16 protein-coding genes and 2 pseudogenes are annotated in these 13426 nt (G+C 60.0%); 4 read left to right on the top strand and 14 right to left on the bottom strand.

Going from position 1 to position 13426, the window contains the following annotated elements:
- Positions 1-44: 44 nt before the first annotated feature.
- From GKR99_13645 to GKR99_13595, 11 genes are all read right to left on the bottom strand, one after another.
- Entirely contained in the window at positions 45-704 is a 660-nt protein-coding gene (locus tag GKR99_13645; GenBank protein ID NKB28530.1) for a DUF1523 family protein, read from the bottom strand.
- Between the two features lie 13 nt (positions 705-717).
- Positions 718-984, bottom strand: coding sequence for a hypothetical protein (locus GKR99_13640; GenBank protein ID NKB28529.1), 267 nt, complete (start codon positions 982-984; stop codon positions 718-720).
- Positions 984-2363, bottom strand: a complete 1380-nt coding sequence (locus GKR99_13635) for a hypothetical protein (protein ID NKB28528.1) — start codon at positions 2361-2363, stop codon at positions 984-986. Before GKR99_13635 ends, GKR99_13640 begins: the two co-directional genes overlap by 1 nt.
- Before the next feature lie 148 nt (positions 2364-2511).
- Positions 2512-2847, bottom strand: a complete 336-nt coding sequence (locus tag GKR99_13630; GenBank protein NKB28527.1) for a hypothetical protein — start codon at positions 2845-2847, stop codon at positions 2512-2514.
- Between the two features lie 85 nt (positions 2848-2932).
- Positions 2933-4861 (bottom strand): AAA family ATPase, encoded by a 1929-nt coding sequence (locus GKR99_13625; GenBank protein ID NKB28526.1) that lies wholly within the window; start codon positions 4859-4861, stop codon positions 2933-2935.
- Positions 4858-5358, bottom strand: a complete 501-nt coding sequence (locus GKR99_13620) for a hypothetical protein (GenBank protein ID NKB28525.1) — start codon at positions 5356-5358, stop codon at positions 4858-4860. Before GKR99_13620 ends, GKR99_13625 begins: the two co-directional genes overlap by 4 nt.
- On the bottom strand, positions 5355-6488 hold the full coding sequence (locus GKR99_13615) for a hypothetical protein (protein ID NKB28524.1): 1134 nt from the start codon (positions 6486-6488) through the stop codon (positions 5355-5357). Before GKR99_13615 ends, GKR99_13620 begins: the two co-directional genes overlap by 4 nt.
- A gap of 9 nt (positions 6489-6497) precedes the next feature.
- Positions 6498-6779 (bottom strand): hypothetical protein, encoded by a 282-nt coding sequence (locus GKR99_13610; protein NKB28523.1) that lies wholly within the window; start codon positions 6777-6779, stop codon positions 6498-6500.
- Positions 6776-7048 carry a ribbon-helix-helix protein, CopG family gene (locus tag GKR99_13605; protein NKB28522.1) on the bottom strand — a complete coding sequence of 91 codons (273 nt, stop codon included), beginning with the start codon at positions 7046-7048 and terminating at the stop codon, positions 6776-6778. Before GKR99_13605 ends, GKR99_13610 begins: the two co-directional genes overlap by 4 nt.
- Before the next feature lie 283 nt (positions 7049-7331).
- Positions 7332-8408 (bottom strand): hypothetical protein, encoded by a 1077-nt coding sequence (locus GKR99_13600; protein NKB28521.1) that lies wholly within the window; start codon positions 8406-8408, stop codon positions 7332-7334.
- A 157-nt stretch (positions 8409-8565) separates the two neighbouring features.
- A complete protein-coding gene (locus tag GKR99_13595) occupies positions 8566-9786 on the bottom strand; it encodes a M24 family metallopeptidase (protein NKB28520.1) in 1221 nt (406 codons plus the stop codon).
- Positions 9787-9972: 186 nt separating this feature from the next.
- On the opposite strand from GKR99_13595, the gene GKR99_13590 reads away from it, so the two are divergent.
- From GKR99_13590 to GKR99_13575, 4 genes and pseudogenes are all read left to right on the top strand, one after another.
- Positions 9973-10323 carry a cupin domain-containing protein gene (locus GKR99_13590; protein ID NKB28519.1) on the top strand — a complete coding sequence of 117 codons (351 nt, stop codon included), beginning with the start codon at positions 9973-9975 and terminating at the stop codon, positions 10321-10323.
- Positions 10323-10493: pseudogene (locus GKR99_13585) on the top strand (peptidase T4). The gene GKR99_13590 and the pseudogene GKR99_13585 overlap by 1 nt, the downstream one beginning before the upstream one ends.
- Before the next feature lie 81 nt (positions 10494-10574).
- A pseudogene (locus GKR99_13580) lies at positions 10575-11533 on the top strand (IS630 family transposase).
- Positions 11534-11557: 24 nt separating this feature from the next.
- Complete coding sequence (locus GKR99_13575; protein NKB28518.1) at positions 11558-11899, top strand: hypothetical protein; 342 nt, start codon at positions 11558-11560, stop codon at positions 11897-11899.
- Positions 11900-11982: 83 nt separating this feature from the next.
- Here the strand turns inward: GKR99_13575 and GKR99_13570 are convergent, their stop codons facing one another.
- The 3 genes from GKR99_13570 to GKR99_13560 form a co-directional block, all read right to left on the bottom strand.
- A complete protein-coding gene (locus GKR99_13570; protein ID NKB28517.1) occupies positions 11983-12351 on the bottom strand; it encodes a hypothetical protein in 369 nt (122 codons plus the stop codon).
- A gap of 258 nt (positions 12352-12609) precedes the next feature.
- Positions 12610-13176, bottom strand: a complete 567-nt coding sequence (locus tag GKR99_13565; protein NKB28516.1) for a hypothetical protein — start codon at positions 13174-13176, stop codon at positions 12610-12612.
- Positions 13167-13400 (bottom strand): hypothetical protein, encoded by a 234-nt coding sequence (locus GKR99_13560; GenBank protein ID NKB28515.1) that lies wholly within the window; start codon positions 13398-13400, stop codon positions 13167-13169. Before GKR99_13560 ends, GKR99_13565 begins: the two co-directional genes overlap by 10 nt.
- Between the last annotated feature and the right edge of the window lie 26 nt (positions 13401-13426).

Genomic DNA, 13426 nt, shown 5'->3' with positions numbered 1-13426 from the left:
GAGGGGGCAGCGCCCCCTGCCGGTCCGGCGCGCCAGCGCCGGATCTACTTCAGCCGGGGCGGTTTTTTCCGCCAGCTATCCAGCCAGGCCCGTATCCCGCCCGTGACCCCGGCATAGCGCGCCTTGGCCAGGTCAAGCTGATCGTCAGCGCGGTCCAGAAACGGCTCGATCGCGCGGCGCCGGAACCGGCGCAGCATCCGCCAGATCAGGAAGATCGCCACGAACAGCATCCCAAAGATCGCGATATTGACCCAAGGGATCAGCGTCACATCCGGCCCCGACACTTCGCGCACCGCAATCGCGTTTGGATAGATCGACAGGAATTCATTGCGCCAGCCGTAATGCGTGATCGCCACCCAGATCGGCTCGGCCCTGGTCGAGATCAGATCAGCCGCTTCGGCCTGCAGGTTCGAACTGTCCAGCTTGAAATAGGGCGGCCAGCCAAAGCCGGTATCCTCGTTACGATACACGGTCACGCGCCCATTGGTGCGCGCGGCGTTGATCAGCCGCAGATCCCGATTGGCCAGTTCCGTATTGCCGCTATCCGCCTGCGCATAAAAGAACCGGTTGAAGCCGGTAAAATCGGCGCGGATCACCTCGGTCGAGGTGACGCGCACGATATCGCGCTGGGGCAGGTTATAGTGGAAGAAGCTGAATGCCAGCAGCAACACCAGCAAGAAGATCGTCCAACGGAAATAGCGCATCAGATCGCCCTCCTCAGGCGTAATTCGTCAGGTAGACCAGCGCGATCACCACGACGATCGGAACGATATAGACGCCCCAGACCAGCTTTTTCTTCAGCGAAATGTCATAATCCGCCATGCCCTGCGTGATGAACGCGTCGCGGTCCCCCTGACGAATTTCCTCGTCCCACTCACGCTCCAACGCCCCGCGCGCGAGTGAGCGGAAATACCACGACAGCGCCCAATAGAACGCAGTCAGGATCACGAACAGGATCACTCCAAGACGGATCATTCCCAACATCAGTCCCGCTCCTTCCTCACAGCGCCCCATGGGCCGACAAGATCAATCTGGCGCGCCCGCCGCCTGGGCCTGTCCCAGGGTGAGGGCGCGTCCGGCGCCTCCTCCATCCCGGGTTCGGGCCCGAACAGCGCCGCCCGCGCGCCCGCCTTATCCACCTGATACTCGGCTTCCAGAAAATCCGCCACATAGGACTTCTTGGCATCCGTCCACCCGGCGTAAAGGCCATAGAACAGCTCTTTATGGCAGATGAACAACTGGCGGATGTCCAGCGGCGTCAGTTCGGCCAGCAGCATATTGACCAGATCGCGCGTCGGCCCGGGCGTGGCCCGCAGCGTGTAGAAGAACGCCGGATGCTCGGACGTGATCCGGGGCCACTTGCCACCGGTTTCGACCCAGCGCAACAGGTCGCCCAACCCATGGAACGCCGGCGGCAGGGCGCTGCCCAACTGGCGCGCGATATTGCGCAGATCGCGCCGGGTCGCGCCCTTCAGATCCTGCCCAAGCGTCGCCGCCACATCGACCAGCATGAAATCCATCTTCTGGCGCAGGATGGCGGCCGCGTCCGCGCCGCGCGCTTTCACAATCGGCTCGACCAGCTCATTATCGCTCAGGAACCGCGCGATCTTATTGGCATCGTCGCGCCCGATCACCTTGTCGACGGGCAAATCCTCGAACGGGTCGTCATCCTCGGCCATATGGATCACGCCGGTCGTTTCGGGTGAGCGGAACACATAAAGCCCGCCGAAATGCCGCGTCCAGAAATTCGGGGTTTCGAATTCCATCCGGGGCAGCACGACCGGGTTGCGGGTCACATCCCCGGTCTTCTTGGCCAACCCAATCATTTCGGCAATCAGCACATCATCGAACCAGGCGTCGTCTTCTTCGCGAAACTGCTCGATCTTGGTGTTGAGTTCGCGCGCGTCAGCGACATGGGCGCCGGTCGTATCCGCCTCGACCGTGATCCGCCGGATTGCCAGCAGGCGTTCAGGGGTCGAGACTTCGAACACGGTATTCGCCAACTCTCCCGCCACCGCATCCCGCGCGGTCAGGGCAAACAACGCTGCCTCATTCGCTTCGATGAACTGGCGCATGATCTCGCGCGAGGTGGAAAACTGCATGTTCAGCAGCGGGGCAGAGCGCTGTTCCGTGGTCAGCAGAATGAACTGGCGGTTGCAGCCATTGGGGTTGAGGTATTGCGGATCGCCCAACTCATGCCCGATCTGAGGCGAGAAACCAGAGATGTCGATGTGGAATTCCGACAACGCGGTCTGCTTACCCGCCAGATGCAGCAGCGCACGGTTGTAGCGTTCGACCAATGCAGGCGAGGACACCTCGATGAGGTTCCCGAACATCAGGCCTTTTTCGATGAGGCGTTTCATATGTGCCGCTTCCCAGATGGCTGGTTACCCGGAGCGGCAGCCCCGGATCGCACCCGCCCGCCCCCCACGGGCGGGGGCGATGCCCCCACCCGGCGGTCGGGCGCGATCCTTAGTGCAAATTCTCTAATTTGGGAAATTGACCGGCTATTCACCAAACCACCTCCGTCCACCGTTTCGGCACGCTCGCCAGCGCCAGCAACCCAATCGGCAGCCAGATCATCCCGGCCAGCAGGCCCAGCCAGGCGAAGTGACCCATGGTGCCGACAGGATCGATCCCCAACAACCGGCTGAGCGCATCCGCCTGCATCGCATAGGCACCGGCGAAATACCCCGCCGAAACGGCCCACAGGATCACCGCTGCGGTCACCCCGTTCACAAACAACCACCCGACGCCTTCGGGCAATGCACGGCCCAGCGCCCGGGGCACCCAGACCGACAGCAGGACCAGCGCCAGAACCGGGATAATGCCGCCCAAAACACTCATGCCGGACGCCTGTGCACCTGCGCGACACCGATAGAGGTCGCCGCCGTCAGATCCAGCATCAGCGCCGCATATCCGGTCAGGCGGATCACCCCTTCCCCTCCAGATACCGCCGCTTGGCTTCTTCCATCCGCCCCATGTCACGCACCGCATTGGCAATCGCGACCTCGTCAGATTTGTCGGCATAGCGGAATTCGCTGTCCGCATAGCGGTTGATCTCCTGTATCACCATGTCGATGGTGATCGGCACCGTCATTTCGCGGATCATCCCCAGTTTTTCGTTATAGGGTTTGAACAGAAAGATCTCCGGGTCTTCCATCCATTCGTCCGGCAGTTCCACGTCCAGCGCGCGCACCTTCACCGCATCGGTGATGTTCTTGATCGCGCGGCCGGTGAAGCGATCGTCCGCCTCTTTGATCGCACTCAGATAGGCGCCCATCTTGGCAATCGTATCCAGCCGCCCGGTCTGTTCCTCGACCTCTTGCCAGACCTTCAGCAGGCCCTCTTCATGCGGTTTTCCATGGCTTTCGAAACTTGCACTGACCGCTTTCTTGATTTCTTGAGCCGAGAACAGATCATGCTCTCCCACAGGGATATCGTGGTTCTTGCCCAGCAGCAGATGCAGGATGTCGATGTAGTCTTCGCGCGTCTGCGGCCCGTCCACCAGAAACCGTGCCCCGGCCCGCTGGCGCAGGGCGTCATCGACGTTTTCGGGGTAGTTTGAAAACATGCCAAAGGTGCAATTCCCCCGCACTACCGTGCCCGCGCCCGAAAACGCTTCCATCAAAACCGCCGTCACCTCTTGCTGGCCCGCGCTTGACTGCCGGTCACCGCGCTTGCCTGCGATCTGGTCGATGTCGTCCACCGTGCCGAACCCGATGACGCTGGGGTCCATCACATTGTCAATGAAGGCCTTGGCGTTCTGCCCCGACTTGCCCTGATAGCTGTCGATCTGATCGATCGAGAAGTTCTGATAGCGGAACGGGTAGTCGGCATTCTTGCAATAGGTGTCGACCAGCCCCGCCATCATCTGGATCAGCGTCGTCTTGCCCGTCCCCGGTTTGCCGTCGCCCATAAAGGTAAAGATGAACCCGCCGAGTTCCGCAAACGGGTTCAACCGACGCTCAAAATCATAGGCCATCAGCATTTTCGACAGCTTCATCGCCTGATATTTGGCGATATGGTTGCCGACAACCTCGTTCGGTTTCTTGAAGCTCATCACCAAAGACGCCGACTTGCCCCGCCGCGCGGGGGTGAAGCCGGAAACGGCGAATTCGTCCGCCTCGACCTTCCAGTTGGATGCGGTGAATGCCTCCAGCCGGGGGGCGGTGCTGGCCCGCAGCGCCACCTTTTCCATCAACTGTTCGGCGAAGGCCAAAACCGTCGCCACCGTCCGCGGCTCGTCCGAGGCATGGGCCTCCAGATCCTGATCCAACTCCCATAGCGCGCCCTGCAGGGCCAGTGGGGCGTTGTCGGTCAACAGCTCCTCAACCTCGCCAATCTCAACCGAAACCTCGGACGCGTGGGCGGCCAGCAAAAACGCCGCCGCATTGCCGAAGACATAGAGGGATATCAGCGCCTCAGCCGCCAGAAGTTCGGAAAATTCTGTTTTCTTGCCCGCCGCCAGACCACCGGCCAGATTGTCCCGCTTCAGCGCATCCAGCCCGGTCCGTTCACCAAACTGTTCGGCCACCGCCAGCGCAATCGCCAGCGCCCGGCGCAACCCCTGCAACACGCCCGCCTGAAGCGCGGTCGGCAGGTCATCTTCGCCCACACCCTCAACCCGTTCAATCAGTCGCACGCCTTCGGGCCGGGCAGTGGATCGCGTCACCATCCCCGGCGTGGTCGACCGGAACCGCCGCCGCGTGCCGATGCCGCTGGATTTCTCTGCCGGGGCCGCCCCCGGTTTCGCCACCCGAGGCGTATGATCGAACCCGTCGAGCAGGCCCAGCGCAGCCTCGTAATGTTTGACGATATCCGCCTCGCGCAGTTCCATCTGATCGGCTGGTGTGCTCATTTTTCGTCTTCCTCAAGATTTTGAAGAACCAGTTCGATTCCGCGATAACCTGAACCATAATCTTCATAGAAAATTCGTCCGACCCATGTTCCCGCCTGTCCTGGCCAGTCAACTTCACCCACCGCGAAATTATCTACCGCGCCTTCAATATTCTGCGATGCACAGACGATGTCTGATATGGCTTGGGTGCTTTTGGCCTGTCGCAGGCGATCCCAACAATACAACTCAGTTTCTTTGGCGGTGATCCATTCTGGATGCTCAAAAGATCCGGGGAAAATTCGTGCGTCAGACAGTGCCGAAAAATCGCGCTCGTCCAAGAAGTCATTCAAGTCGCGCAACGTAAATCCGCTGGTCAGTTCCTTGGAAACTAATGCTCTTATACGCTCAGATGGGAATTCACGCGTCGACACCATCCAAATGCAGCCAATTAATATGACACCAAAAGCGAGCAAGGCATAGCGAGACCTTGGCAGGATTTTTCGCGGACCTTCGCTCATCGCATCGTCACCACGCGCCCACCCGGGCTGACCACAAACTTCCGCACATCGCGAAACCCCGGCGGGTTCGCCTCGGCCAGTACCTGATAGGGGCGTTGCGGCAGGATAATCGAGCGTTCGGTCCGCGTTGCCCCGGTATCGACACCCCGGCCCGAGAATGGGTCGAGCGCAAAAATCTCTCGGTCCACGGTGCCAAACCAGCCTTTCTTTTCCTGCTCCACCCGCTCGGAAATCAGCTCCTCCGCCGTCCAGGCCAGCGCCCAGTCCTGGCCCTGCGGCGCCTTCGCGTCGGCCAGCACCTTGGCGATTGGCCCGCTCTGCAATGTAAACGCCGAGGAATACATCGGCCCAAGGTGGATCCGGCGCAGGCGCTTGGGGTGCAGGTCGTCGAAATCCTGATCGAACCCCTTGGCGATGGTCAGCAGTTTCAGCCCGCCCATGCTCTGCGCAATCAAGTGCTGCTGCACGGCAGGCCAGCGCCTGTCATCTTTGACCAAGGAGGTCCGCCCGGTATCCTCGGCTTCCATCAGATAGATCGTCGGCAGGTTGATCTGGCTGTCATAGACCGCCCAATGGATCATATAGCGACGGCGATCACCCGTGCCGCTCAACCAATAGGCCTGTGGGTGCATCTGCGGCCAGAACAACTCTCCCTGCATCAGCTGTTCATAATACAGCCGCTGCGACATCGCGAATTGCAGCTTGGTCGGGATCGTCAGATCGCCGACGATCTGGCGCACCATATCATCCTTGATCCGCGCCGCACTGGCCATGCCATCCAGATGGCGTTCAGCCTGCTGGGCGTCATTGGCCATGGTCAGCAATTCACTGTGCACCGGAAAGCCGCTTTCGTGCTTGTCAAAAGCCAGGCTGCCGAAGTGCGAACCGGTTTCCCGCCCCGTCATCAGGTATTTGTTCGACAGCGCCCGGAAGGTGTGGGCAAGGTTGCGGATGTACGACCCGAGGATCTCGACCTCGTCACGCGCCAATTCACCCTCGCTCTCCAATTCCGCCGCGACGCGGCCCAGATGCCCGGTGATCGCCTCGAACTTGGCAAAATATCGCCGCGCCGCGAAGGCGTCGGTGATCGGCGCGTGATCGCGGGTCAGGGTTTCTTTGGCGTCAGTCATGCGGTCCCCTCATGGCGCGCCACCCTGTCGGGTGTCCCAAAGGCGCAGCACTTCTATCCGTGTTTCGGTCACCCGATAGATCAGCGTGAACGGTGTGCGGGATATATGTAGCTCTCGCACGTTTTCGCGCCCGGGCGTCGGGTGTCCGATATAGGGGTTCGCGGCCAGCAACTTCAGGACCGCGGCATACCGCGCCCTGGACGACTGATCGCCCTGCGGGAAGACCGCCGAGTAATACTGTCGGAACCACGCCAGATCGCGCGCGGCCGAGGGCAGGAAAATGATTGTCATTGCGCAATGTCGGCATCCGGCATCGGCAGTTCATCATCCGTGCCCCAACTGTCGACCCAGGCCGTCATCGCTTCTTGTGAGATGAAGCGCCCCTGTTCCGCCTCGGCCAATGCCGCATCGATCATCGCCCGCTTGGCGGCGCGCCCTTCCACCAGCGAACGGATCGCCTGGGTGGCAAGTTGTGACGGCGTCACGTGCTCACGCTTCGCCTCGGATTCGAGCGAGGCTTTCAGGTCTGGGTCGAGCCGGACAGAGAAGGGGTTGGGCATAGCAGGGCCTTCGCAATATTGTAGAACTACATTGTAGTCATATTGACTACATCGGCAATCTATTAGCTCTCAGTTTCAAATTTTTCTCGCTTCGCCCAAAGCTTCACGGAAACGGCTAGAAACGTCCCTGAAAGCGCTAAGAGCATGAGGCAAATTCCTAAGAGCGGCCCCGCCGCGGCACCGGGCATACCAAATGTCGCCGATGGAACGAACAAGAGCCAGAAACTATTGGCAGCCAACAGAATTCCGGCAGAGGCAAATGTAATGGAGATCGCGCGGCGCATCACGCTCCATACAGGTTCTTGTCGTGCTTCTCGACGATCTCCTGGAACCGCCGCGCGAACCGCTCGTCCGCTTTCGCTTTCTGCTCCAGCACTTTCCGCGCAAAGACCATGTGATCCTCATGCGCCTCCATCATCTCGGCCATGCGGGTGTTGGTGGCCGAGCCAATCGCCGACATTGCGGCCTGGGCTTCCTGATCCGTCTCCACCCCGATCTCGTTGATCCGGTGGGCGACGTCCTGCTGCTGGGCCGTCTTCAGCGATTTGGTCAGCGCATCATACAGCACCACCCGTTGCTTGGTATCCGTCTGCAGCTTGTTGATCAGAACCATCTGCGTCGCCGCCTGGTTCTGCAGGGAATCCACCCAGCTTTTGCCCTTTTCGATATACCGTTCCAGCGTCTGCGATTTGGCCAGCTTGACCTGCTCGTCCTGCACAAGCGCGTTATAGGTCGCGTTCAATCCAGCCAGTTCCGTTTCCAGCCGGGTGCGCGCGGCGGCGTCCTGTTCGACGGAGATCTTGTTTTCCAACTCGATGATCTTGGGGTCCATCGCGGTGATTTCCGCGCGCGCATCTTCCAATGTGGCGACCGTGGTTTCCCGCTCGGTCAGGGTTTCGCCCAGCTGGTTCTCAACCTTGACCTTCTGGCTGTTCAACTCCTCCAACTGGCCCTGCAAAAGCGTCACGATGGTGTCAGATTTCGAAATCAGATCCTGCAACTTGTCGTCGATGGACGCGGTGCGCATGCGTTCCTGACGCATCGAATCCGCTTTGCCTTGCGAGAAGATGCCAATGAAGGACTCCATTCCCGTCTTGGTGCGCATCTCGTTGAAATCCTGGGAAAATCCGGCCGTTACATCGTCCAAACCCATAATCAGCTCGGCGATATTGGCGTTCATCGCGGCCGTATGCGCGTGGACATCATCCAGCGAGGCATTTTCGATATCCACGGCAATATCATCGCCCGTGGCCATCTTCTGGCGCGCGGCCTCGATCCGGCTGGTCACCTCGGCAATCTTCGCCTGGGCTTCGGCCACTTCGGCCTGACTTTCTTTAATCTGCGCGTCCAAATCGGCCATCTATCCCTCGCATTTATGATCAACTGGCTGTTACCTAGGGATGAATTTAGGCGTTTTCCAGACGCGCGTCATCTGGATTCGCGACTCCGGCGGGTTCATCGGATCATTCGACCTGTCCATCATTGACCCCTAAATATCCCCGCCGGAGGCATCTTTTCTACGGCGGTTTCCCCACCACGTTGAACCCCGGCCCATAGGGATAGCCAGTGATATTCTCGGCCCCCGCTTCGCCGACCACCAGAATATCATGTTCGCGGTACCCACCGGCCCCCGCCTGCCCGTTCGGGATCGTCAGCATCGGCTCCATGCTAACCACCATGCCGGGTTCCAGCACCGTGTCGATATCCTCGCGCAGTTCCAGCCCCGCCTCTCGCCCGTAATAGTGGCTGAGCACCCCGAACGAGTGACCATAGCCGAAGCTGCGGTATTGCAGCAGGTCGCGCTCGGCGAAGAAATCGTTGATCTTGTGGGTGATCTCGGCGCAGGAAGTTCCGGGCCGGATCAGGCTGATGCCCAGTTCATGGGCGCCGACATTCGCCTCCCAGATTTTCGCCGAGGCATCGTCTACCTCCCCCACGAACAACGTCCGTTCTAGCGCCGTGTAATAGCCGCTGATCATCGGGAAGGTGTTCAGCGACAGGATATCGCCGTGTTCCAACTCCCGCGCGGTCACCGGGTTATGTGCGCCATCGGTGTTCAGGCCGGACTGAAACCAGACCCAGGAGTCGCGGTATTCGGCGTGGGGGAAAGCGCGGGCAATCTCGGCCTCCATCGCGTCGCGGCCTGCCATGGCCACGTCGATCTCGCGCACCCCAACCTTGATCGCATCCTTGATCGCATAACCGCCGACATCAGCAATCCGCGCGCCTTCGCGGATCAACGCAATCTCGGCCACGGACTTCTTCATGCGTTGTTTCATCGTTGCCGGCGCGATATCGACCACGCTGGCGGGTTTCAGAAACGCATCATGCTGGGCGCGGCGTTCCAGCGTCATGTGATCGGCCTCGATCCCGACACGCTGCCCCTCACCGGCGACATGCGCCACCGCGCGCCAGAAATTGTCCCGCTGCCAATCGGTATAGGTGATCGCATCGCCGACACAGCGCCGCCACGGCTGGCCCGCGTCGATCCCGGCGGAAATCACCACGTCCTGACCCGCCGTCACCACCAGCCCATAGGGCCGCCCAAATGCGCAATAGAGAAAGCCTGAGTAATAGGCGATGTTCTGCATCGAGGTCAGGACGACAACGTCCACGCCGGACGCCTCCATCACTTTTCGCAGCCCGGCAAGACGGTCGCCATATTCCTCGGGCGAAAACGGCAGCGGGGCCTTTTCGCCGTTGTGAAAGCGGAAGAATTCGGTGCGGGTATCGGTCATTGGGGTGCTCCCTGTCGTTCAAAACAGACCCCGGCGTTCAGGGCCGCTTTTGGGCGCGCGGGACACGCGGGGCGACGCCATCGCCCAGGCCCGCCAAACTGCTAGCCCAACCCAATGCACCGCGCAATCCCGCCCTTGCGCTTGCCCGCGTGATATCGCTTGATCGGACGCGAAAAGGGGGGCGTGATGCAGAAAGTAAACCTGGCCGAGAAACTGGCCCAGTTCGACAGCCACTGGGATCCGCATGTCGTGGCCGATTACAACGACAATGAGGTGATGGTGGTGAAGTTTCAGGGCGAATTCCCCTTCCACAGCCACCCCGACACAGACGATTTCTTTCTGGTGATCGAGGGCGAGATCTTGCTGGATGTCGAAGACAATACCCTGACCCTCGGCCCCGGAGAGCTTGCCGTGGTGCCGCGCGGCAAGGTCCATCGACCACGCGCGCTGCGTGAAGCCAAGGTATTGTTGATCGAACCCCGTGGCGTCCCCAACACCGGCGACGCTGCCACCGCCGCGCCAAAGCCACGGATCTGATGCCGACCGGTGCACGCAATCTGATCACCGATGTGCCCGGCCTTCTGGTCGGGCAGGCGCAGGATGATGTGATCAAGACTGGCGTGACGGTGCTGACGTCCGATGCCCCGTTTCTTGCGGCTGTCCACATCATGGGCGGCGCGCCCGGCACACGCGAAACCGATTTGCTAAAGCGTTTCGTCTTGAACCTGAATCGCGAGGGATTCCCTTGAGACCTGATCTGTGATTCATCCTGTTTGGGAGGATGGATCATGTCAGCACCTTTGCCATCTGCGCTTCGGATACGGTTTCAGAGATACATTGAAGAAGGGTTGAGCGGGCGCGCGGCGGCGTTGCGGTTGAAGCTGTCGCCTGCCACAGGCGCGCGGTGGGCGCGTCAGGTGAGGATGAAGGGTCATGCGGAACCTGCCCGGCAGGGACCGCCGCGCGACAAGGGAAAGCTGGCTCCGCATCGGGAATTCTTTGAGGAGTTGATCGCACAAGACCCTGACATCACGCTCTTTGAGTTGCGTAATGCGCTGGCCGATGCAGAGGGTGTGCGGGTGCATCACTCCTCCATCGCCAACCTTCTGTCCCGGCTCGGCTTCACGTACAAAAAAAGTCGCTGGTCGCCACCGAGCGCCGCCGCGCCAAGGTAAGGCAGCAACGGGCCGACTGGTTCAGATACCGCTCGCCAGCCATTGCGACCTTTCCTGAGCGCGTTGTCTTTATTGACGAAACCGCAGTGAAGACAAACCTCACGCGCCTACGCGGCAGAGCCAAGCGCGGTAAGCGCCTGACGATGGATGCGCCCTTCGGAAGCTGGGGAACCCAAACCTTGATCGCGGGCCTGACCCAAGGCGCGCTGATCGCACCTTGGGTCATCAAGGGAGCGATAGATGGCCCCGCCTTCGCGGCCTACATCCGCGAAGTGCTGGTCCCCGAGATCAACCCCGGCACTGTCGTCATTCTCGACAACCTGGCAACCCACCGGAATAAGGAGGCGACGCAGGCTTTACGCAATCACGGCTGCTGGTTCCTTTACCTGCCACCGTACTCGCCCGACCTGAATCCCATCGAGCAGGCCTTCTCTAAACTGAAAGCCCATTTGCGACGGATCGGGGCCAGGTCCTTTACCCAGGTCTTCGAAGCAATCGGAGCAATCTGCGATCTCTACGACCCAGTAGAATGCTGGAACTACTTTAAGGCCGCCGGATATGTCTCAGGTTAATGTCGAAACGCTTTAGGCTATCTGATGTCGGGGTTGGGGGACGAGGACGGCATTTACTACAGCGTCCAGCAGCTGGTGCCCGAGGCCTGGGCGACGATCGCCGAGGATATCCCGTGCGAGGAGCCGAAGGTGAAGATCACCATCCGGCTCGACCAGTCAGTGGCGAGGTTCTATCGCGCGATGTGCAAGGGGTATCAGGCGCGGATGAACCGGGTGCTGGCGACCTATGCCCAGATGCAGATTGGTCAGGTCCAGCGGGAACATGAGGTGTTCGCGGACCTGCTGCACAACCACGGGCAGGACAGGATCACCGAGATGATGGAGGGCTGGTCGTGGTACAAGGAGACACCGCCCGACCCAGAGTGAGCGCAGGGCGGGCCAATGGCCCGCCCAGTCGGTGTGACCGGGCAAGGCGATGTTGTGCAGGCGCGTTGGGCGTTCGGAGTGGCTCAGTTAGAGCGGAAGCTGCGCGATGAAGGTCGCGAGCTGTTACCGTCTCCGCCGCAATTGAACTTCAACTCGCCGCCCGACCAGCCGACGGCGCACCAGTATCCGGCGTGGTTGCAGACAATCATGAAAGGGAAGCGGACGCAGCCGAGGGGGACGGGGCCGTCCGGGTTCGCGGCGAAGGCGTTTCCGGCGCGCTGGGCCTTGCGATAGGCGGTGTACATCTTGGGGTGATCAGCGCGCATCTGGCCGGGCGAGAGCGCCGTCGTCTTGCCGTCGATTTCAACCGGCACCTTGGAGGCGGCGCTGGCCGCGGGCGCGGTGAGGGTAAGGGCGGCGAGGGTGACCGAGAGAACGAGTGACTTGTACATGCTGTGACCTTCCTGAGTTCGGCGTGGGGTGAGCGTCGACTACAGGTGGGTCGTGGGGTGGGGGGTGAAGGTTCAATTGGGGAGATATTGGGGGCGATTATGTGTGTTGTGTTTTGGTCGTTATCGTGTGCACGCCGCACAGGGTCCGCCATCTTCCAAAAGGAACCCATCTGTCACCGGCGATTGCACGTTCAGCCGCCTGGTAAGAATTAATCCCATTGTGCAGACTTGGGCCATAATGTCGATTGAGCGTAAAACTCAAAACGTGGTGTTGAAGCCAATGAACGGTCCATGAACCAGAATGTCTGACGTGCCGAGATTTAGCCCGAAGCCACTATCATCCGATATTTCCACAGTGACGTCTTTCCAATGTTGCGCCTGATATCCGACGACAATCGATCCCGATTCAGAAGTCTGAATAGCTGCACTGATCCTTGCATCAATGCCCACCGCAGTCGTTTCGGTTGGCGTACAGTCGTCGCAAATCCAAAAGTCAGTGTCGTGTGTCTTGATAACACCATCAAGCACTGAAAGTCCGGCACCACCCAAAAGTGACACCCCGCCTATGGCGTTGTCTTGCTTGCCTTCGTACCCAATGCGCACCTCAGTGCCTTCAAATGCATGAAGTGGGCCGTTGCCGCTGGAGAAAAACTTGGAGGTCAAATCCAATTTCATATGGCGCAGACCTACGGTCCAGTACCCATTGTCATTCACAGGACGACCATATTCTAAATCGAATATCGTTGCGCCTATGCCCGCACCAGATGGTGTGCCTGAACCGTTCCATTGTATACTTTGATCGATGTTGATGCTTTCTATCCCCAATCCAAAAAAACACCATTGCTGTGGTATCGAAAATCCATGCCGGCCCAGGTACCTTCACCTAGCGATGATGTTGCTGAGTTACCTCCATTCGGACCAAAAAGCTGGTGGTCAGTTTCAGTTTCCAGCGTAGCTCCACCATAGAGCCCGAAAGAAAACCCATCCTCGGCCTTGGCTGCAACGACAGAGCAAGCCATCGCCACGGTCGCGAGCAGCAGCGTTTTCATGACAATCCTCCCAGGTGACCTCAGCA

This window comes from Paracoccaceae bacterium, from assembly GCA_012103375.1.
In the GTDB taxonomy this organism is placed as follows: Bacteria; Pseudomonadota; Alphaproteobacteria; order Rhodobacterales; family Rhodobacteraceae; genus WLWX01.
This window is presented reverse-complemented; position numbering and strand designations above follow the sequence as displayed.